The sequence below is a fragment of the Bacteroides sp. L10-4 genome, assembly GCF_013373675.1.
In the GTDB taxonomy this organism is placed as follows: domain Bacteria; phylum Bacteroidota; class Bacteroidia; order Bacteroidales; family Bacteroidaceae; genus Bacteroides; species Bacteroides muris.
In genome coordinates, this window is record NZ_JABXJH010000010.1 from 58119 (window position 1) to 77424 (window position 19306).

General features: G+C 43.3%; 15 protein-coding genes and 1 pseudogene. 3 read left to right on the forward strand and 13 right to left on the reverse strand.

Annotated features, from left to right (window positions below; translation table 11 throughout):
- The first annotated feature begins 120 nt into the window (after positions 1 to 120).
- Genes HU824_RS05265 through HU824_RS05275 form a run of 3 tightly spaced genes read left to right on the forward strand, consistent with a single transcriptional unit; the run spans position 121 to position 4675 of the window.
- Positions 121 to 1779 carry a long-chain fatty acid--CoA ligase gene (locus HU824_RS05265; RefSeq protein ID WP_176468289.1) on the forward strand — a complete coding sequence of 553 codons (1659 nt, stop codon included), beginning with the start codon at positions 121 to 123 and terminating at the stop codon, positions 1777 to 1779.
- Positions 1780 to 1834: 55 nt separating this feature from the next.
- A complete protein-coding gene (locus tag HU824_RS05270; RefSeq protein WP_176468290.1) occupies positions 1835 to 3382 on the forward strand; it encodes a sulfatase in 1548 nt (515 codons plus the stop codon).
- A 6-nt stretch (positions 3383 to 3388) separates the two neighbouring features.
- Complete coding sequence (locus HU824_RS05275) at positions 3389 to 4675, forward strand: LA_2272 family surface repeat-containing protein (RefSeq protein WP_176468291.1); 1287 nt, start codon at positions 3389 to 3391, stop codon at positions 4673 to 4675.
- Positions 4676 to 4745: 70 nt separating this feature from the next.
- On the opposite strand, the gene HU824_RS05280 is transcribed toward HU824_RS05275, so the two are convergent.
- From HU824_RS05280 to HU824_RS05340, 13 genes and pseudogenes are all read right to left on the reverse strand, one after another.
- Positions 4746 to 6734 carry a fructose-1,6-bisphosphatase gene (locus HU824_RS05280; protein ID WP_176468292.1) on the reverse strand — a complete coding sequence of 663 codons (1989 nt, stop codon included), beginning with the start codon at positions 6732 to 6734 and terminating at the stop codon, positions 4746 to 4748.
- Positions 6735 to 6788: 54 nt separating this feature from the next.
- The gene (locus HU824_RS05285) at positions 6789 to 8459 is read right to left on the reverse strand and encodes a putative transporter (protein WP_176468293.1); all 1671 of its coding nucleotides are present in this window, start codon (positions 8457 to 8459) and stop codon (positions 6789 to 6791) included.
- Positions 8460 to 8565: 106 nt separating this feature from the next.
- Positions 8566 to 9042 (reverse strand): annotated as a pseudogene (locus tag HU824_RS05290) (hypothetical protein).
- A gap of 80 nt (positions 9043 to 9122) precedes the next feature.
- Positions 9123 to 9623, reverse strand: a complete 501-nt coding sequence (gene tpx / locus HU824_RS05295) for a thiol peroxidase (RefSeq protein WP_176468294.1) — start codon at positions 9621 to 9623, stop codon at positions 9123 to 9125.
- Between the two features lie 107 nt (positions 9624 to 9730).
- A complete protein-coding gene (locus tag HU824_RS05300; protein WP_005831322.1) occupies positions 9731 to 10324 on the reverse strand; it encodes a master DNA invertase Mpi family serine-type recombinase in 594 nt (197 codons plus the stop codon).
- Between the two features lie 230 nt (positions 10325 to 10554).
- On the reverse strand, positions 10555 to 11796 hold the full coding sequence (locus HU824_RS05305; protein ID WP_176468295.1) for a DegT/DnrJ/EryC1/StrS aminotransferase family protein: 1242 nt from the start codon (positions 11794 to 11796) through the stop codon (positions 10555 to 10557).
- Positions 11797 to 11809: 13 nt separating this feature from the next.
- Positions 11810 to 12400 (reverse strand): acetyltransferase, encoded by a 591-nt coding sequence (locus tag HU824_RS05310; protein WP_136009342.1) that lies wholly within the window; start codon positions 12398 to 12400, stop codon positions 11810 to 11812.
- Positions 12401 to 12409: 9 nt separating this feature from the next.
- Positions 12410 to 13018, reverse strand: a complete 609-nt coding sequence (locus HU824_RS05315; protein WP_176468296.1) for a sugar transferase — start codon at positions 13016 to 13018, stop codon at positions 12410 to 12412.
- 30 nt (positions 13019 to 13048) lie between these two features.
- A complete protein-coding gene (locus HU824_RS05320) occupies positions 13049 to 13459 on the reverse strand; it encodes a hypothetical protein (RefSeq protein WP_136009340.1) in 411 nt (136 codons plus the stop codon).
- 5 nt (positions 13460 to 13464) lie between these two features.
- Positions 13465 to 13839, reverse strand: a complete 375-nt coding sequence (locus tag HU824_RS05325; RefSeq protein WP_176468297.1) for a hypothetical protein — start codon at positions 13837 to 13839, stop codon at positions 13465 to 13467.
- Positions 13840 to 14045: 206 nt separating this feature from the next.
- Positions 14046 to 15263, reverse strand: a complete 1218-nt coding sequence (locus tag HU824_RS05330) for a glycosyltransferase family 4 protein (protein ID WP_176468298.1) — start codon at positions 15261 to 15263, stop codon at positions 14046 to 14048.
- Between the two features lies 1 nt (position 15264).
- Entirely contained in the window at positions 15265 to 17136 is a 1872-nt protein-coding gene (locus HU824_RS05335) for an alginate lyase family protein (protein ID WP_176468299.1), read from the reverse strand.
- A 13-nt stretch (positions 17137 to 17149) separates the two neighbouring features.
- Entirely contained in the window at positions 17150 to 19273 is a 2124-nt protein-coding gene (locus HU824_RS05340; protein WP_176468300.1) for a bi-domain-containing oxidoreductase, read from the reverse strand.
- Positions 19274 to 19306: the final 33 nt, after the last annotated feature.

The following is a 19306-nucleotide window of genomic DNA, read 5'->3' on the forward strand; positions in this document are numbered from 1 at the left end:
TCTAACTTCTGCAAATGAAAAAGCCGTGTGCATAAAGAGCTATTTTCCTTATAAAAATTTGCTTTCTATATATAAACTCTTATATTTGCACAATCTTCAACTAAATGTGCAATTAATATCATGGAACAAAGTTTTATCACTTATATAGAGAATAGCATAAAGAAAAATTGGGATTTAGATGCTCTGACCGATTACAAGGGAGCAACCCTGCAATATAAGGACGTAGCCCGGAAAATAGAAAAGTTGCATATTATTTTTGAGGCAAGCGGCATCAAGAAAGGCGATAAGATTGCCGTTTGTGGCCGCAACAGTTCCCACTGGGGGGTAACATTCCTCGCAACATTGACCTACGGCGCGGTAATCGTCCCCATCCTTCACGAATTCAAGGCAGACAATATACACAACATCGTGAACCATTCCGAAGCCAAACTGCTTTTTGTAGGCGATCAGGTTTGGGAGAACCTCAATGAAAGTGCCATGCCGCTACTGGAGGGCATCATGATGATGACAGACTTCTACATCCTTGTCTCCCGTAGCGAAAAATTGGACTATGCCCGAGAACATCTCAACGAAATGTTCGGCAGGAAATACCCCAAGAACTTCCGCAAGGAACATGTCGGTTACCACAAGGACCAGCCCGACGAACTGGCAGTCATCAACTATACATCCGGCACCACTAGTTATTCCAAAGGAGTGATGCTACCCTACCGCAGCTTGTGGTCAAATACCACTTTCGCTTTCGAAGTATTGCCGCTAAAATCCGGTGACAAGATTGTCTCCATGCTGCCAATGGCGCACATGTACGGACTTGCATTCGAGTTTCTGTATGAATTCGCCGTAGGTTGCCACATCTTCTTCCTCACCCGCATGCCCAGCCCCAAAATTATTTTCCAAGCTTTCACCGAAGTGAGGCCTAACCTGATTGTGGCTGTCCCGCTCATTATCGAAAAGATTATAAAGAAGAGTGTACTGCCCAAGCTGGAAACTCCTGCCATGAAATTGTTACTTAAAGTACCCATCATTAACGACAAGATAAAAGCGACCGTACGTGAACAAATGATACAGGCCTTTGGCGGTAACTTTGCAGAAATAATTGTAGGAGGAGCTGCCTTCAACCAGGAAGTGGAGCAGTTCCTAAAGATGATAGATTTCCCCTATACGGTAGGCTATGGAATGACGGAATGTGGCCCCATCATCTGTTACGAGGATTGGACTCGCTTCAAATCCGGTTCCTGCGGAAAGGCCGCACCGCGCATGGAAGTGAAAATTCTCTCACCCGACCCCGAAAATATTCCGGGAGAAATCGTCTGCCGTGGCCACAATGTAATGTTGGGTTACTACAAGAACGAAGAAGCCACCATGCAGGTACTTGACAAAGACGGCTGGCTGCACACCGGAGACCTTGCCCTAATGGATGCTGAAGGCAACATAACCATCAAGGGACGCAGCAAGAACATGCTCCTCGGCCCAAGTGGTCAGAATATCTACCCGGAAGAAATAGAAGACAAGCTGAACAATATGCCATATGTAGCCGAAAGCATCATCGTGCAGCAAAATGAGAAACTTGTAGGTCTGGTGTACCCCGACTTCGATGATGCCTTTGCCCATGGTCTGAACAATGACGACATCGAACGCGTCATGGAAGAAAATCGTGTGGCGCTGAATGCAGAACTGCCCACATACAGCCAAATATTCAAGATGAAAATCTATCCTGAAGAATTTGAAAAAACGCCGAAAAAATCTATCAAGCGCTTCTTGTATCAGGAGGCCAAAGAATAACGTAAAAAGGGCATTGAACAACAAGCTATCTAACCCTTTCTAAATTATTATCCAAATGGGAAACGAATTATTATTATCCGCCATGCTTCCAATATGCGGCATGGCGGGAGAAGCGTATGGCATGCCGTCTGGGGATGTTGTACCTGCTCCAAAAGAGCAACCGAACATCATTCTGTTCCTAGTGGACGACATGGGATGGCAAGACACCTCCCTCTCCTTTTGGACACAGCGTACCAAGTACAACGATACGTACCATACTCCTAACATGGAACGAATGGCCACACAAGGCAAAATGTTTACGCAGGCCTATGCATGCAGCATCAGTTCACCTACGCGTGTCAGCCTTTTTACGGGAATGAATGCCGCTAGGCACCGAGTTACCAGTTGGACTCTCCGTAAGAACACTACCCATGAACAACCGGACTCGGTCATGATTTATCCGGAATGGAACGTTAACGGCATTTGTCAAGAACCGGGCGTGGAACGGACTACACAAGTCACCTCCCTGGCCGAAGTGCTCAAAGCCCACGGCTATCATACCATTCATTGCGGAAAAGCCCACTTCGGTGCTGAAGGCACTCCTGGAGCCGACCCGTTGAAAATGGGCTTTGAAGTGAACATAGCCGGACATGCCGCCGGTTCACCTGCCAGTTACTATGGCCAGGAGAATTTCGGCAATAGAACAGACGGTAGAAGCCCCCTAGCTGCCGTACCCGGTCTGGAGAAATATTATGGCACCGACACTTTCCTAAGTGAAGCCCTTACCATAGAGGCCATGAAGGCACTGGATAATGCACAGCAGACTGACAAGCCGTTCTTTCTATACATGGCACACTATGCCATCCATACCCCTATACAACCTGACATGCGTTTTTACCAGAAATATCTGGACAAAGGCCTTTCTCCGGTAGAAGCTGCCTATGCCACTCTCATTGAGGGCATGGACAAAAGCCTGGGAGACATCATGGACTATCTGGACAAAAACAACCTGACGGAAAACACTATCCTCATCTTCATGTCCGACAATGGCGGCTTGGCGGCCCACACTCGTACCGGACAACTACATGTCCAGAACTATCCGCTCAACAGCGGCAAAGGCTCTGCCTACGAAGGAGGCATACGTGAACCGATGATTGTCCGCTGGCCGGGCATCGTGGCTCCCCAAACCCAATGCGACCATTATCTGATGATAGAGGACTTTTTCCCCACCATCCTTGAGATGGCAGGCGTCGACAACTATACAACTGTACAACAACGCGACGGTATCAGTTTTATGCCGCTGCTCACCGGAAAAGGTGAAATGAAAAAGCGTGATATCTACTGGCATTATCCCAATAGTTGGGGGCCTTCCGGTCCGGGCATTGGAGCCACTTGCTCCATCCGTTCGGGCGAGTGGAAACTGGTGTACTATTTCGGTGACGGTAGACGAGAACTTTTCAACATCCCCGCTGACATCAGTGAAAAGCATGATATGGCCCAAGAAAAGCCTGAAGTTGTCAAAGAGCTATCACGAAAACTAAGTAATTACCTCCGGTCTGTGAATGCGCAGCGCCCTCTGTTGCGTGCCACCCGCCAACCAGCTCCCTGGCCGGACGAAATATAAAAAAGTATGAAACGAAACCTTTCACTCCTCCTTATGTCTCTGCTTTTTGCAGGGACAACTCTTGCCCAAGAACATAATCCGGGCAGCGTACAGCCGGACACAATTCAAAAATCCTCCGAAAATACTTTCCGAAAACAACGCTCTTCACGAACAGACCATGGCCCGGTAGGTATCAATATCTCCCTATGGAAAAACATCTCTACACAGCGGACTGATACCGTAGGAAGCACTTGCTTCAATCTTGGTGTGTTTTCCTCCATGAACCGTCTGAATGGCCTCGGCATGAATATTCTTGGTAGTGTAACCGGCAGAAATGTAAACGGTATGCAAATGGCAGGTCTGTCAAATATGGTGGGAGGAAGCATGCGAGGCATACAGATAGCGGGAATTACCAACATCAATGGCAACAACCTCATCGGAGTATCCGTCTCGGGACTGGTAGGTATCACCGGAAATCATGCGCAAGGCGTCATCATTTCCGGTCTGGCAAACATCAGTGGGGACTATAATCGCGGTGCCTCCATAGGCGGCTTGTTGAATATCAGCGGAGAAGGTGCTTCCGGTATACACTTTGCCGGACTCGCCAGTATTTCCGGCGGAAATTTCAAAGGTTTTTCAGGAGCCGGCCTGCTAAGTGTAGTCGGTGAAGACTTGAATGGCATGCAAATGTCCGCCTTTGCCAACATCACTGCCGGAGATATGACCGGTGTTCAGGTTTCCGGCCTGGGCAATGTGGTGGGAGGTACAGCCCAAGGATTACAAATAGGTGCTGCCAATATGGCTATACGTGCCCAAGGGCTTCAAATAGGGCTATTCAACTACTACAAAGAAAAATTAGACGGTTTCCAATTGGGATTAGTCAATGCCAATCCCCAAACGAAAGTTCAACTGATGTTGTTTGGTGGTAATGCCACCAAGCTGAATGTGGGTACCCGTTTCAAGAACCGGCTCTTCTATACCATCCTCGGTGGCGGTACCCATTATCTGGATTTTGGCGACAAGTTTTCCGCTGCCCTCTTCTACCGTGCCGGTCTTGAATTACCGCTCTACAAACAGCTGTTCATCAGCGGAGATTTGGGATACCAACATATAGAAACCTTCAAAAACAAAAACTACGGCATTCCGGCACGTCTCTATGCCCTCCAAGCACGTGTCAATCTAGAATACCACCTGACCGACCGCTTTGGCTTATTCCTCACTGGCGGTTATGGCGGCAGCCGCTACTACACCCAAGGGAAAACCTATGACAAAGGCATCATTGTGGAGGGCGGAGCAACGATACTGAAATTATAAGAGATAGGGATAAAGGGATAAGGATTAGGGGTAAACGATGAACAGCAAGCCCTCATCCTTAATCCCCCAATTATTGTTTCTCCTTAATCAGCCCCGTCCTATATGCCACCAGCAACTTCATCAAATCCTGAATCTGCGTAACAAGTTCACTCCCCTTGTCCGTATCCTTTACCATCATACGCTGCGAATTGAATTCGACAACCAGTGTTGTAGACTTTATGTCCTGCCCTTCTTCAATAGCTTTCTGACGACTTTGAAACGGTTCATGCTGTACCAGCTGTAAGCCGTGGGAATGATATACCAGCGTATATCCCGCAATTCCCGTTTCCGGCTGATAGGCTTTTGAGAAACCACCGTCAATCACCAGCAGCTTACCATCCGCTTTGATAGGTTTTTCGCCCTTAATGGTCTTTACCGGCACATGCCCGTTGATGATATGCGAGTGTGATCCCGGCCTCACACCGAACTCTTCAAGAATGCGGTCACACACCGCTGCCTCATTGCGTAGGGTATAGTAATGTCCTTTCGTCTCTTTATGCAATGTTGTGTCGGCCACAAAATAGCGTTCAAAAGTAGCCATCTTATCTTTATCGAAGGAAGGGGCATCCGGTCCGCACCACATGTACCATACATAATCCAGTGCAAACTGTTTCTCTTCCGAACCATCCTCGTCAAAATAAGCGGTACGTATCAGCTGGTCGGTCTTTTGCAGCAACTTGTGTCCCCAATATTCCTTTTTGCCGATGTGAACATGCTTGAAACTTCCATCTGCATTCAGAGGCACGGAAGCGTGATAAAGTAGATTACTGTTACACACCAGATACATGCCGCCATACGTAAACAAGCAACGCATGTGCTTCTTCATTTTCTCACTGTTCATGAAAGAAGAATGAATCCGGTGCACCAATTCGCGCTCTTCGTCCGACAGCCGATACGGATCCGCCGGGTCTATGGTAGGAAAATTCACATCGCGCAATGGATACTCCTTGCCTTCGTATACAAACACGCCACGCTCGAAGTCCACCAGATGCAGCAGTTTCCGATTCTCCATACCGAATTCAGGACGACGGCTGATGATTTCCGCTTCCAATTTCAACTGGATAACCGTAATCGCCTTGTGCATCTGTGTAATCAGCCGTAAGGTCTTCTCATTGTATTCCGCATCGGCAAAGTTCATTTTCGGTGCGAAAATGGTACAAGGGTCATCCGCATAGGTATCCATGGCAAACGTCGCAAGCGGCAACAGATTGATGCCATAACCATCCTCCAGCGTTGCCAAATTGGCATAACGCATCGACATACGGATTACGTTGGCAATACAGGCATCATTACCCGATGCGGCACCCATCCACAGAATATCGTGGTTACCCCATTGAATATCGAAATTATGATAATCGCAGAGAGTATCCATGATAATATGCGCACCCGGTCCGCGGTCGTATATATCGCCCACGATATGCAGCGAGTCGATGGTCAGACGCTGGATAAGGTTGCACATCGCCACAATAAAGTCATCCGCACGCTTCGTAGAAATAATGGTACTGATTATGACATTGATATAGGCATGTTTGTTGGGTTCAATGCTCGATTCGTGCAACAACTCTTGAATGATATATGAGAACTCTGCCGGAAGTGCCTTGCGTACTTTCGAACGGGTATATTTGGACGAAACGTTCTGGCATACTTTTACCAACTGGTTCAGAGTTATCAAATACCAGTCATCCAAGTCTTTTTCCTGCTCCTTGATAAGTTGCAACTTCTCTTCCGGATAATAAATTAACGTACAGATTTCCTTCTTCTCACTTTCGCGCAGTGTATGCCCGAATATTTCGTTCACCTTACGTTTCACTGCCCCCGATGCATTCTTCAGCACATGTTGAAAAGCCTCATACTCGCCATGAATATCCGTCAGAAAATGCTCTGTACCTTTCGGCAGATTCAGAATAGCCTCCAGATTGATGATTTCCGTACTGGCATCAGCAATGGTAGGAAAACTACGTGATAATAATTGCAAATAACGCAAGTCATTAACAATACTTTCCGGAGTTATATTTCCCATAGTTATTTAATTGATAGTTGATAATTGATAATGTCCTTCATTCCCCAGTATCCGTTATCCATTAATGAAAAACATGAGAAGCACTTGGGCTATGATTACCCGTAGAAACATGCACATCGGATAAACCGTAGCGTATGCCACTGACGGATTGTCTCCCGGAATGGTGTCGTTGGCGTAGTTTAGCGCCATGGGGTTTGCCATGCTTCCGCACAACATACCTGCCATTGTTCCGAAATCTATCTTCAGCCACTTGAAAGTGACGATACCCATAATCAATACCGGAACCACAGTCAATGCAAAGCCTGTGCCAATCCATAACAGTCCTTCCGGCCGGAATACCGTATCGAAGAAATGGGCACCCGCATCCAGTCCCAGGCAAGCCAGATAAAGAGACAATCCCAATGCACGGAGCATCAGGTTCGCACTGCGCGTAGTATAGGTCACCATGTGCATCCTCGGACCGAATGTCCCGATAAGAATACCTACGATGATAGGACCTCCTGCCAGTCCAAGCCGCACGGGAGCACTGATACCGGGAATGGAAATAGGAATTGCCCCCAAAGCCAAACCTATGACAATGCCGATAAATACCGCCACCAAGTTCGGTTCCTTCAAGCTTTTCACAGCATTTCCCAGCACCTTCTCCACATTTTGTATGGCAGCAGCTTCGCCCACTACGGTCAGGCGGTCACCCAATTGCAAGGTCAACTCCGCCGTAGCCAGCAACTGCACGCCGCTACGATAAACCCGGCTAATATTGATACCGTAATGATTACGCAGATGAAGAGAGCCCAGCTTCTTGCCGTTCAGTTCCGGACGCGTCACCACGATACGTTGCGAAATCAACTGGCTATCTATAGCATTCCAGTCTATATCTTCCTTGTTCCAATCGGTATTCTCCTGCTCGCCGAAAAGCACGGTCAGGGCTGGCGTATTTTTCTCCGAGGTAATCACCAGCAGACGGTCACCTTCCTTTATAATCTTTTCCGAAATAGGTATACTCACATTCCCATCCCGCCACAAGCGGGAAATCACGAACTTCGGATAACTGTTCAGCCCGCCTATTTCCTTGATACTCTTGTTAAAGATGGCAGGATTGTGCACCTGGAACGCAACAATGTAAGGCTTGTTCACGTCATCCTTCTCTTTCAATTCCAAGTCTTCCTTATGTGCCAGCGTCTTACGGATGAACAGTAGGGCTAGAATAACTCCTACCACTCCCAACGGATATGCTACCGCACACCCCAAAGCAGGCGTACTGGTCTCCAATCCCATCTGTTTCAATGTCTGCTGTGCCGCACCGAGTGCCGGTGTGTTTGTCGTGGCACCACAAAGTATGCCCACCATGTCCGGCAAGGATACTCCCAATCCATAGCTGCCCAATACAGTCAGCAGTGTGCCGATGAATACTACCCCTGCAGCAAGCATATTCAATTGTAGCCCTCCTTTACGGAAAGAGCTAAAAAAGCCCGGTCCCACCTGCAAACCCAAGGCATATACAAATATCACCAGCCCGAAGCTTTCCGCATAATTCAGCATCTGCGGGTCTATGGACAACCCGAAATGCCCGGCAATGATGCCGGCAAAGAATACAAACGTCACTCCCAATGAAATGCCACAAACATGTATCTTCCCCAATCCCAATCCGATAGCGGAAATCAGCGAGAGTACCACAACCGCCTGCAAGGCGGAGTGCTCAACAAATAAACTATATAGCCAATCCAATGTGCATTCTATTTTACTGTTTCAGGCTGCAAAGATAGTGCAAACGAAATGCAAAATAAAATGAACTCATTCATTTTTTATACGAAAGTACAGAGTCAGTAGCAAATCAGTGGGGATAATCATATAGATTTGCGATACGGAACAGAAAGAACTTCTTGTCGGCTACACCTCTTAAATTAGCGTAGAATAGTTTGATTTTAACATTGAATGACTCAGCCATGGCATCGGATAATCAATCAATGACGCGACTGGCTTTAGAGAAAGCCGTACGGACAATCTTACGCATTGAATCAGAAAGGTCAAGTGTGGATTTTAGTACCCGCTACGACGGTCACTAAAGTTCGCTCTCTCAGGCATTGCGGTTGGTTGCAAAAGTGTAAATGTCACCATTGAACAGCGACGATTCGTCTATTGTCAGGCGAGACCCTATATTGCCGATGAACAGAAACCACTCGTCAACGCATTCAAGCTGATTCTAGGCGCGATAACCGCCGAGTACCTCCTTGTATTGTTTCTCAAACGGGTGGCAGTCTATATGATAGAACTCCTCAAACGTACGACAGGTTACCGGTGACGTCTCCATACGTCTCTTTTAAAAAAGCGGTGGAGAGCATAAAAATTCCGTCCACCGCTTTTTCATTGTTTATCCTAAATCCAATCTTTCTACTTTACAGCTGCAATAGCTTTATCATAGTCTGGTTCTTGTGTAATTTCAGGTACCAATTCCGTCCAGGCAATCTTTCCATCCTTGCCGATAACCACTACCGAACGCGCCAACAGACCGGCAAGCGGTCCGTCCGCCATACGTACCCCGTAATTTTCATCAAAATCGGAAAAACGGAAATCAGACAAAGGAATCACATTCTCAATACCTTCCGTTGTACAGAAACGCGCATGTGCGAAAGGCAAATCCTTGGAGATTGCCAGCACCACGGTATCAGACAGGCCGGCAGCCAGTTTATTGAACTTACGTACAGAAGTAGCGCACACACCAGTGTCAAGGCTGGGGAAAATATTCAAGATAACATTCTTCCCGTTCAGTTCCTTCAAAGAGAATGAAGACAAATCTGTTTTTACCAATTCGAAATCGGGGGCAACAGAGCCCACCTTTATAAATTCACCGATAACCTTTACCGGTTGTCCTTTAAATTTTGTTGTAGCCATAGTTTTATCAAATTATATGTATACACAACAAATTACATACAGAAAAAGTTCATCCGAAGCATGTCAAAAGGAATCCCGCCTGTGACATTTTCGTCTAGCCGAATTGCTCAATATCGTCTCAGAAAACGAAACATCGTAGTCCGTGACACTCCCATCTGCCGGGCAAGTTCGGCACACGACTCTCCTCTTTGGTGCTCCCTCACAAGTTTCCTCTTGTTCGCATAGAGTATCTTCATTTTGGGCGTGTCTCCTTTCTTCCTGCCCAGATGCTTTCCCTCCTTCCTCCGTCGTTCCAGCGCTTCTTTGGTACGCATGGAAATCAGATTACGCTCTATCTCAGCCATCAGTCCAAAAGCAAAACCCAGCACTTTGCTATTGATGTCATTCTGAAATACATACCCCTCTTTGGTACTGTACAACACCACTCCCCTTTTGATGCAAGAGTTAAGAATGGTCATTATCTCCAGCAGTGTCCGACTAAGCCGTGAGATCTCCGTTATAATCAAGGAGTCTCCCGGTTTCATCCGGTCCAACAAGCCCGCCAGTTTACGCTCTTTGCTACTCACTTTTCCGCTGACCGTCTCCATGTACCATCTGTCGATGCTCAACCCATTCTTTTCCGCGAATCGTATAATTTCCTCGCGCTGATTCTCTAGAAACTGTTTTTCTGTACTTACTCTTAAATAAGCTACTACTGCCATAATTGATAAACGTTTATTGGTTATTATTCACCACCAAAGAACGGTTATTCAAGCAAGAGTGGCAACACACAACTATGACTCTATATCACAGAGAATCACATTATGAACATCCCCCGAAGTCAAGAAAGACTTCTCGGTAAGCATCTCAAATATGCCTACAAACAAAAAAAACAGCCCCACTGAAGCTGTTTTCTAAAATTAGTTCATAAAAAATTGATACTATGTAGATTTCATCGTATACTCTTCTTCATTTCATCCACAATGTATCTCACATCCTCCTCCGTCACGTAAGGACCACTCGGCAAGCAAAGACCACACTTAAACAAACTCTCACTGACACCATTTACATAAGAAGGACTCTGAGCATAAACCGGTTGAAGATGCATAGGCTTCCATAAGGGACGGCTCTCGATACCGGCTCTGTCCAAGCAAATACGCATGGCTTCCACATTACGATTGGGTTCACAAGAAGTATGGGCGCTAACCGACTCATGCGTAACACCCGCAGCACCACCTACGGCACCTTTCACAGTCTCACGGTAGGCATCCTCCTCACCCCTCACATGCAGATTCTCGTCAAGCAGTACCGTGTTCAACCAATAATTGCTGTCATAACACTCCGAAGGATTCTCATGAAGCGTGATTCCCTCCACATCAGCCAACAGCTCACGATACAGACCGCACAGATGCTTATGGTGTGCTATGTGCTCATCCACCACCGTCATCTGACCGCGACCGATACCGGCACAAATGTTACTCATCCGATAGTTATAGCCTATACGCTCGTGCTGGTAGTAGGGATAGGACTCACGGGCCTGGGTGGCATAGAACATAATCTCTTTCTTGACATCCTCATCTGGGCAAATCAAAGCACCGCCACCGCTGGTCGTTATCATCTTGTTGCCATTGAAGGAAAGCACGCCATATCTGCCAAAAGTTCCGAGGACTTGCCCGTCAAACTTGCTGCCAAAGCCTTCGGCGGCATCCTCTATAACCGGAATATCATATTTATCTGCCACCGACATGATTTGATCTATCTTGTAAGGCATTCCATATAAAGCCACCGGAACAATCGCTTTGGGTTTCCGACCCGTCTTATTGATACGGTCTTGAATCGCTGCCTCCAAAAGTACAGGATCCATATTCCAAGTATCCTTTTCGCTATCCACAAATACGGGTGTAGCACCGAGATACGTCACTGGATGACTTGAGGCACAAAATGTAAAACTCTGTACTATCACTTCATCACCCTGCCCCACTCCACAGGCCAGCAGAGCCAGGTGCACCGCTGCCGTACCGGCACTCAATGCGACCACTTTCTTGTTCTGACCAACAAAATGTTCCAGTTCCTGCTCAAAGGCATTCACGTTCGGACCGAGTGGAACCACCCAATTTGTGTCAAAGGCTTCCTGTATGAAGCCCATCTCCTTGCCGCTCATATGAGCAAGGCAAAGATAAATTCTCTTATCCATAAAATTACGTGATTTACAAAACTATATTCTTGATAATCTTACACCTATTCCCTACAGCCAACACACCATCCGGAATATCCTTTGTAACAACGGAACCGGCACCTATAATACTCCACTTCCCTATCTTAACACCCGGAATAACAACACTGCCGGCACCAATCCATGTCCCCTCGCCAACTTGCACATTGCCACAAAGCGTACAATGGGGAGAAATATGCACATAATCAGCAATCAGACATTCATGATCCACCGAAGCACCGGTATTGATAATACAATGGCTGCCAATACAAGCATCCGACTGCACAATTGCTCCCTGCATAACTACCGAGCCTTCTCTTATCTCAGCTTCTTCAGATATAATTGCAGAAGAATGAAAAGCCTTGCCATATTCCACCTTCAACTCCTTGGCAATCTTCCTGCGAATGCCATTATTCCCGATACTGATTATCAATGGTCCGCAGACCTTCGACGGGCGTAATACGGGATAGTCAAAAAGATGATGGACTTTCTCATTATCATCAAATAATGCTTCAATCGGTTCATGATTAGCACGTAATATATCAATGATCACTTTGGCATGACCACTGGCACCATATAAATACATTTTCTGATATTAGTTATTTCCAGTAAAAACTTCCATCGTAGCCGAAGTATCAGAGCTGATACCTTCCCTTATAAATACCTTTCTTATCGTCATAAAAACAATTTTCAAATCAAGTAGAAAAGAACAATGATCTACATACCACACATCCAATTCAAATTTCTTAGACCAAGAAATGGTGTTGCGCCCATTTACCTGAGCCCAGCCCGTAATCCCCGGACGGACTTCATGACGACGGGCTTGCTCTTTACTATAAAGCGGTAAGTATTGAGGCAATAAAGGACGGGGACCTATCAAAGCCATATTTCCTTTCAAGACATTAAGTAATTGTGGAAGCTCATCAATCGAAGTAGAACGTACAAAACTTCCAACTTTTGTCAAACGTACGGCATCTGGCAACAAATTACCCTCCGCATCCCGTTCATCCGTCATGGTTTTAAACTTTATAACCCGAAAGATTTTTCCATCCTTTCCCGGACGCTCCTGAGTAAAGAATACTCCGGCACCCTTATTGGCAAAATACAACCAAAGGGCAACGAGAAGCAGTATCGGCCAAATCAAAGCCAACACACAAAACACGAGGATGAAGTCAATCACCCTCTTAAAAAAATGAGAATACATGGTCAAAAAAATAAGATTGTGTGCGAAAGATTACCCCAAATTATCTGCTATATCATGAGATACTAAATCTTGTTTTTCGTCAACATAATCCTTCAATAAGGAGATTATATCATTGTCTTTGAGGGTAATCAAACCTTGTGGTCCTCGTTTGGGATAGATATATAAGAAAGTAATCTCTTCTCTTTGTTTATGAACTAAATAAATAAGTCTGAAACCATCTTTTTTACTTAGCTTCTGTCCGCTATTGGGCACTCTAAATTTGATAATAGTAAAATTATCTTCATTAAGCACCATGTCCCGATTTATGCGAATTTCCTCTATAGATTTATCCTTAAATGAGTTACATATATCTTTCACAACACTGCCATAACCTTCTTTGGGCTTAGAACAAAGCTTTGTTAGGGCATTTCGAAATGCCTGAATGGAATAAAAAACAAGCACAACAATTATAAGCTATTGATTAAACCAACCAAATTCCTATAATCATTATTTTGAGGAAGTGAAACAATAAATATTCTAATATCATTCCCTATCTCCTGCAAATCATCAATGCCATTTTTAAAATTCTTCAAATCGGTTTTTATACCGGAATAAAAATGGGATGTTCGATAAGTTGTATATAATCCAATCAGATTCCGAATTAGCTTTTTATACATATCAGCTATCTGAGAATAGTCTTCTTTTGTTAATTGAGAGAAATTATCATGAATCAAATCATAAAGTTCAGCTATAGATTTATTCAAACTACGTATGTTTTTCTGAATATCTAAAATTATATCCAAATAAGTATCAATAGCCTTATCCATAGCCTTTTTATTCATTGCCGATTCCGTTTGAATAGCAACAATATTATCTTTAATGACTTCAACACAACACATTATATATCTTCCCTTTCTAATACCAATTAGATTTTGTTAAATAATTGATTTTGCAAATATAACAATAGACTATAAATAGTCAATATAAATACCGGCAAAACATTGATTATTTAACCTTTTGCTATATTATTGGTTATCAACAATGATTTTTATACAAAAGAAATCACTTCCTCTAAAAAAGAAACAAATTTATCCGCTAACAATTTCCTTGAGAAATTAGCTTCTGCAAATGCCCGAGCTCTTTGCCCACACTCTGCTCTGTATGTATCATCGTCCAATAAAGAAATCAAGCCTTCGGCAAAAGCATTTGCATCCTTAGAAGGAACAACAATCCCTAACTTATTTTCTTGAATCATATCAGCAAGCCAACCTGGATAATTGTTTAAGACAGCCAATCCTGAAGATATATAATCAAAAAACTTATTAGGTGAAGTTCCATAGTAAAAAGCCGGAACATCAGCTAATACCATCAAACCCAAATCTGCTGATGCAACAACTTTATTTAGTTCCTTCTTAGGCATCGGATTATAAAAACGACAATTATCCAATTGCTCTTTTCGAGCTCGTTCCATCAAATGCGGTTTCATTTTACCGTCTCCTATAAATGCCAACACAATATCCGTCCGTTGCTTTGCCTTCAGCACTGCAGCAGCATCCAACACTGCGTCCAAACCATTAGCAATTCCATGTGCACCAGTAAAAACCGCCACTTTATCTGTTTCGAAAATGCCCTCCAACGAAAGATTATCACGTGAAGATGGCTTGAATATCTCCAAATCACACCCGTTCGGAATCATCGAAATACGCTTGCCCGACTGGCTCCTTCTTTTAATTCCTTCACAAATTCCAGGAGAAAGACCAACACAAGCATCCGCGCAATGATAACTCAACCACTCCAAAATATTCATCCCCCACAATAAAAAAGGATTCTTCATACCTAAGGCCTTAGGTAATTCAGGCCACAAGTCACGAACTTCAAAAATAAATTTTTTCTTCCGGAACAACTTCATTACTATGCCTGGAATACCGGCTGTCAAAGGAGTAGAAGTTGCAAACAACAAATCATAATCTTCTTTCAATGCTATTTGAATACCCTTCCATCCAAACTTCACGAAAGTCCATGCCCTTTTGGCGATGCCATCCTTATTAGAGTAAGGCAAAGCTATCTGAATCACATCTATACCATCGACCATTCCTCTATGAACATTTTTCATCGTTGTGTTCGGCAAATCCAGCTTGGCCGTTTCACCACAAACCATGCAAACAGAATGGCCTCTGGAAATCAGATGTTTTGCCAATTCATAAGAACGTGTCCCCCCCGCTTGGGTGGGAATGGTAAAATGTTGATGGAAATAAAGCACTTTCATTTTATATAAATTGAAGGATTGTTTTTATCGAGCTATTTTTAGTCTGAAATTCGATTTGCCTACATTTAGTCGTTTGGCCATAATAATTAGAGCATAATTGTTCTGTATCAACAGTTTCACCGTTTGATTCCAAGCTAAGATTATCCTTATTTGTATGCCATAACTGACACATATTCATATTTTGAGGTTTACCATCTATACAATCTTCTATCTCCCACTTACATGTGTTTTTCCATTTTACAATCTTTCTATAATGTTTCATTCCCTTATTCAAATAAGTAAAACAAGAGACTTTTCCTTCGAATATATAGGCATCCTCTGTTTCTTTCAACGAACTCCACTCTGCTTGCGACCAATTATACCAAATAAATCGAGATCCTTTCAACATTTGATCATGTCCTTCAAGCATTATTGTATTATGAGATTCCGTACCCATAAAATATCGAAGTAACTTCTCTGTTGTATTGTATTTATAACTCCCCCCATCAAACAAATAATTTTCTCCCTGATACCAAATATCCAAATGCAGATTATCCGCATGCGCAGGTCGGTCCTTATATCTTCCACATCTGATAAAAGAAAAAGTATCCTTTTCACGAATACAATAATATCCTCCCTTATCAAAAGAAATGCAACCAAACTGTTTTTTTATTGGTGAATACATCTGTCGGTTTGCTTTCCACTCGCACAAATACCATTCTCTATCCTCATATTGCCGATCATACAAATGCTCGGAAGTAAGCAAATAATGTAACGCATCGAGTTGAGGGTGATAATCACGATAATCGCAATCATTAAGTTTAAAAAACAAAGCTCCATCATTTGAGCCATAATTAGGTAGCCAGCCAGTCAAATCATCCTGGCACTGATACAAAAAATTCACAGACTGATAAGCACGTTTATATACTTCTTCACAGAACCGCTCCCCATTTCTGTCTGCCAGAGTAATGGCCCATGTCAAAAGCTGAACCACTACCCGATGATAATTCATACTGAATTGCAGATAAGTACCATCTTCTGCCACCTGGTATTTTATCTCCTGCTCAAACCATTTTTTCCCTTTCTTTTTCCACTCTCCAGATTCTGGAAATTGAGGAAATAACAGACCTATCAGATACAACGCCAACGTTTCCGTTATTGCATGATTATTACGCACTGCAATCCGGGAAAAATTTATATTTGCACATACATGCTTTATTTGCCAATAAACAGACTGGATGATTAACCTAAAAACATCTTCCGTCAATTCAACCGAATCTTTATAATAATAAAGTGCGAATAACCAATTCAATACACGCAAAGATATTTCCTGACTACATTTATAATTAGGTCCACAATTAAGCGGGTTTTTATGAATCCAGTCCTCTATTTGAGAAAATACAAAAGACGCATGATTTTCACCAGACTTTTGATCATAGCGGATAATGTCATAGAGAAAAGAAAAACGGGACTTTTCCCATACATACTTTATATCCCCTGCTTCAGGCACAATATCCTCTACTGTCGTCCAGTGTACATTCGCGTTATATTTATAGTTCGTATCAGGGTTTGTCAGCCAGTCATAATCCGTTCCAAGGTTGTACCAAACGGCAGAAAAGAAGCAATATTCACCGCGCTTCATTCTATTGACTTTCTCTGAAAGTACCCTACTATCAGTATGGGTCAATTTCACGCTCTTTCTACTTGAAAAGAAAAAGGGTTTTGCGTGCTTTCTCCAATCCGCCAATGACAAATATTCTTTATCCTCCCAAGAAATAGGGTATGCTCTTTTCAACATTCCCCCTTTACGGCGTATTTCATACTGGATACGAAACAAAAAGTACTTTATTCCCATGTTATGAAATAACTGAAAATAAAGAAGAAGTTTATTCATAAGGAACACAGAATTATTCAATCTCAATCCACTTGTTCTGCTTCAAGCTATCGATACAAGCAAACGATGCCTTGGCTGTATTTACAATAGAGTCAAATGGAATTAAAGCTTCTCCTCCGTTTTGTATTCTATCATTCAATAAAGCAAATTGGGTAGTATGTCCTTTATCCATGCCTTTTTTCATTTTAGAGAATCCTTTGCAACCATACCCTTTCAGTTCTCTCCAATTGTCAAGAACCAGCGTCTTTTCTTGTGTATAGATTTCTATTCTCTCTTTCGAATAAGACTTGCTACCATTAGCAAAATAGTTTATCACGGCATTCGCCCCATTCTCATATCTTAGCAAAATACTCGCATTATCCGTATTCTCTTCAGGGTTTTCCCCCATTGCATTCATACATACGGCAACAACCTTACTGTCTGCTAAAAATGAGCATAAATCAATAAAATGGCAAGCCTCACCAATAATACGTCCTCCTCCCACTTTCAAATCATGCACCCATACTTCAGACGGTATAAATCCGGCATTCATAGTTGCCACAATATTTTTCACTCCGCTTCCGGAAAGCTGTTTCATTTTCACCGCGAAAGGAGAAAAACGTCGGTTATACCCCACAGTCAATGTTACTCCATTCTTTTGTGCTTCCCGATAAGTTTCAGTAATCTCATTCAATTCCATTTGATTCAAGCACAACGGCTTCTCCACAAATACATGTTTCTTTGCTCGTAATACATCCAGCACCATTGAAGCATGAAGATTATGACGGGTTGTAATCATTACCAAATCCACAGCCTCATCTTTCAAGATTTCCTTGTAATCAGAAGTTGCTTTCATGGCACCGGCCTTTTGAGCCAGAACTTTAGCAGACAAACCTTGCGCACTCGCAATATACCGAATATGCGCTCCTGCTTTCGTCAAAGCAGGCAGCATCGTTGCCGATGTAAAGTTTCCGGCGCCAATAATGCCTATTTGTCCTTTTGTTGCTGAAAAGTCAGCAGAAGCAACCTCAACTATCGTATTTCGTTTTGCATCAACGGGATATTTCAAGATAGAAGCGATAGAACCATGTTTACGCATGTCCCCATATATCTTTTCATAATCCTTCAAATCCACTTCTTCAGTAATCAATGATTTCACATCAATATTCCCCATGGATATTGCCTGCAAAACAGTCTCGAAATTTCTTTTTTCTGTCCAGCGTACAAAAGGTAACGGATAATCTATCCCTTTATTTTCGTAATCTTCGTCATAACGTCCCGGACCGTAGGAACAAGAAACCTGGAATGACAACTCCTTTTTATAAAAATCATCCCTACGAATATCCAACCCTATCACACCTACAAGGACAATACGGCCTCTTTTCCTTGACATCTCAGCCGCTTGATGAATCACTTCATCTGTTTTAGCAGAAGCAGTAATCAATACAGCATCAGCCCCATGTGAATATGTTTCTTCAAGCACATATTTTACAGAATCTGTTCCTTTAGCAGGATTTACCCCTATCACTCCTTTAGTATGGGCCAATTCCACCTTTTCTTCATCAAAATCAATTCCTATGACTTTACACCCATTTGCTTTCAATAATTGAGCCGTTATCAGTCCAATCAACCCTAACCCGATTACAACAACGGTTTCTCCCAGTTGCGGATTCAACAAACGAATACCCTGCAAACCTATAGACCCAATTACAGTAAAAGCAGCTTCTTCATCCGAAACATTTTCAGGTATTTTAGCTACCAAGTTTTTAGGTACACAAACATACTCGGCATGTTGTCCATTAGAGGCTACACGATCGCCCACCTTAAATTCTGTAACTCCATTTCCTACAGCAACCACTACACCGGAATTACAATACCCTAAAGGCAATGGTTGTCCCAATTTATTAAAAACAGCCTCCAATGTAGGTTGTAAACCATCTGTCTTTATCTTATCAAGTACTTGCTTTACTTTATCAGGCTGTTGACGAGCCTTGTCTATCAAATTTGCCTTTCCAAACTCGACAAGCATACGTTCTGTCCCTAAAGACACTAAAGAACAAGATGTTTTAACCAAGACATAACCTGATTTTACCTGAGGAACCGGAACTTCTTCAAGTACAGTCCTCCCTGATTTCATATCTTGAATTATTTGCTTCATGATTAATTTCCTTTATAACACCTTCTAATACTC

Excerpts from the sequence above, each read along its gene's own strand:
- HU824_RS05280 (WP_176468292.1), bottom strand. The coding sequence starts at position 6,734 with ATGGGAAATATAACTCCGGAAAGTATTGTTAATGACTTGCGTTATTTG.
- HU824_RS05275 (WP_176468291.1), top strand. The coding sequence starts at position 3,389 with ATGAAACGAAACCTTTCACTCCTCCTTATGTCTCTGCTTTTTGCAGGG.
- HU824_RS05300 (WP_005831322.1), bottom strand. The coding sequence starts at position 10,324 with ATGGCAGTAGTAGCTTATTTAAGAGTAAGTACAGAAAAACAGTTTCTA.
- HU824_RS05335 (WP_176468299.1), bottom strand. The coding sequence starts at position 17,136 with ATGAATAAACTTCTTCTTTATTTTCAGTTATTTCATAACATGGGAATA.
- HU824_RS05330 (WP_176468298.1), bottom strand. The coding sequence starts at position 15,263 with ATGAAAGTGCTTTATTTCCATCAACATTTTACCATTCCCACCCAAGCG.
- HU824_RS05310 (WP_136009342.1), bottom strand. The coding sequence starts at position 12,400 with ATGTATTTATATGGTGCCAGTGGTCATGCCAAAGTGATCATTGATATA.
- tpx (WP_176468294.1), bottom strand. The coding sequence starts at position 9,623 with ATGGCTACAACAAAATTTAAAGGACAACCGGTAAAGGTTATCGGTGAA.
- HU824_RS05305 (WP_176468295.1), bottom strand. The coding sequence starts at position 11,796 with ATGGATAAGAGAATTTATCTTTGCCTTGCTCATATGAGCGGCAAGGAG.
- HU824_RS05325 (WP_176468297.1), bottom strand. The coding sequence starts at position 13,839 with ATGAATAAAAAGGCTATGGATAAGGCTATTGATACTTATTTGGATATA.
- HU824_RS05315 (WP_176468296.1), bottom strand. The coding sequence starts at position 13,018 with ATGTATTCTCATTTTTTTAAGAGGGTGATTGACTTCATCCTCGTGTTT.
- HU824_RS05265 (WP_176468289.1), top strand. The coding sequence starts at position 121 with ATGGAACAAAGTTTTATCACTTATATAGAGAATAGCATAAAGAAAAAT.
- HU824_RS05340 (WP_176468300.1), bottom strand. The coding sequence starts at position 19,273 with ATGAAGCAAATAATTCAAGATATGAAATCAGGGAGGACTGTACTTGAA.
- HU824_RS05270 (WP_176468290.1), top strand. The coding sequence starts at position 1,835 with ATGGGAAACGAATTATTATTATCCGCCATGCTTCCAATATGCGGCATG.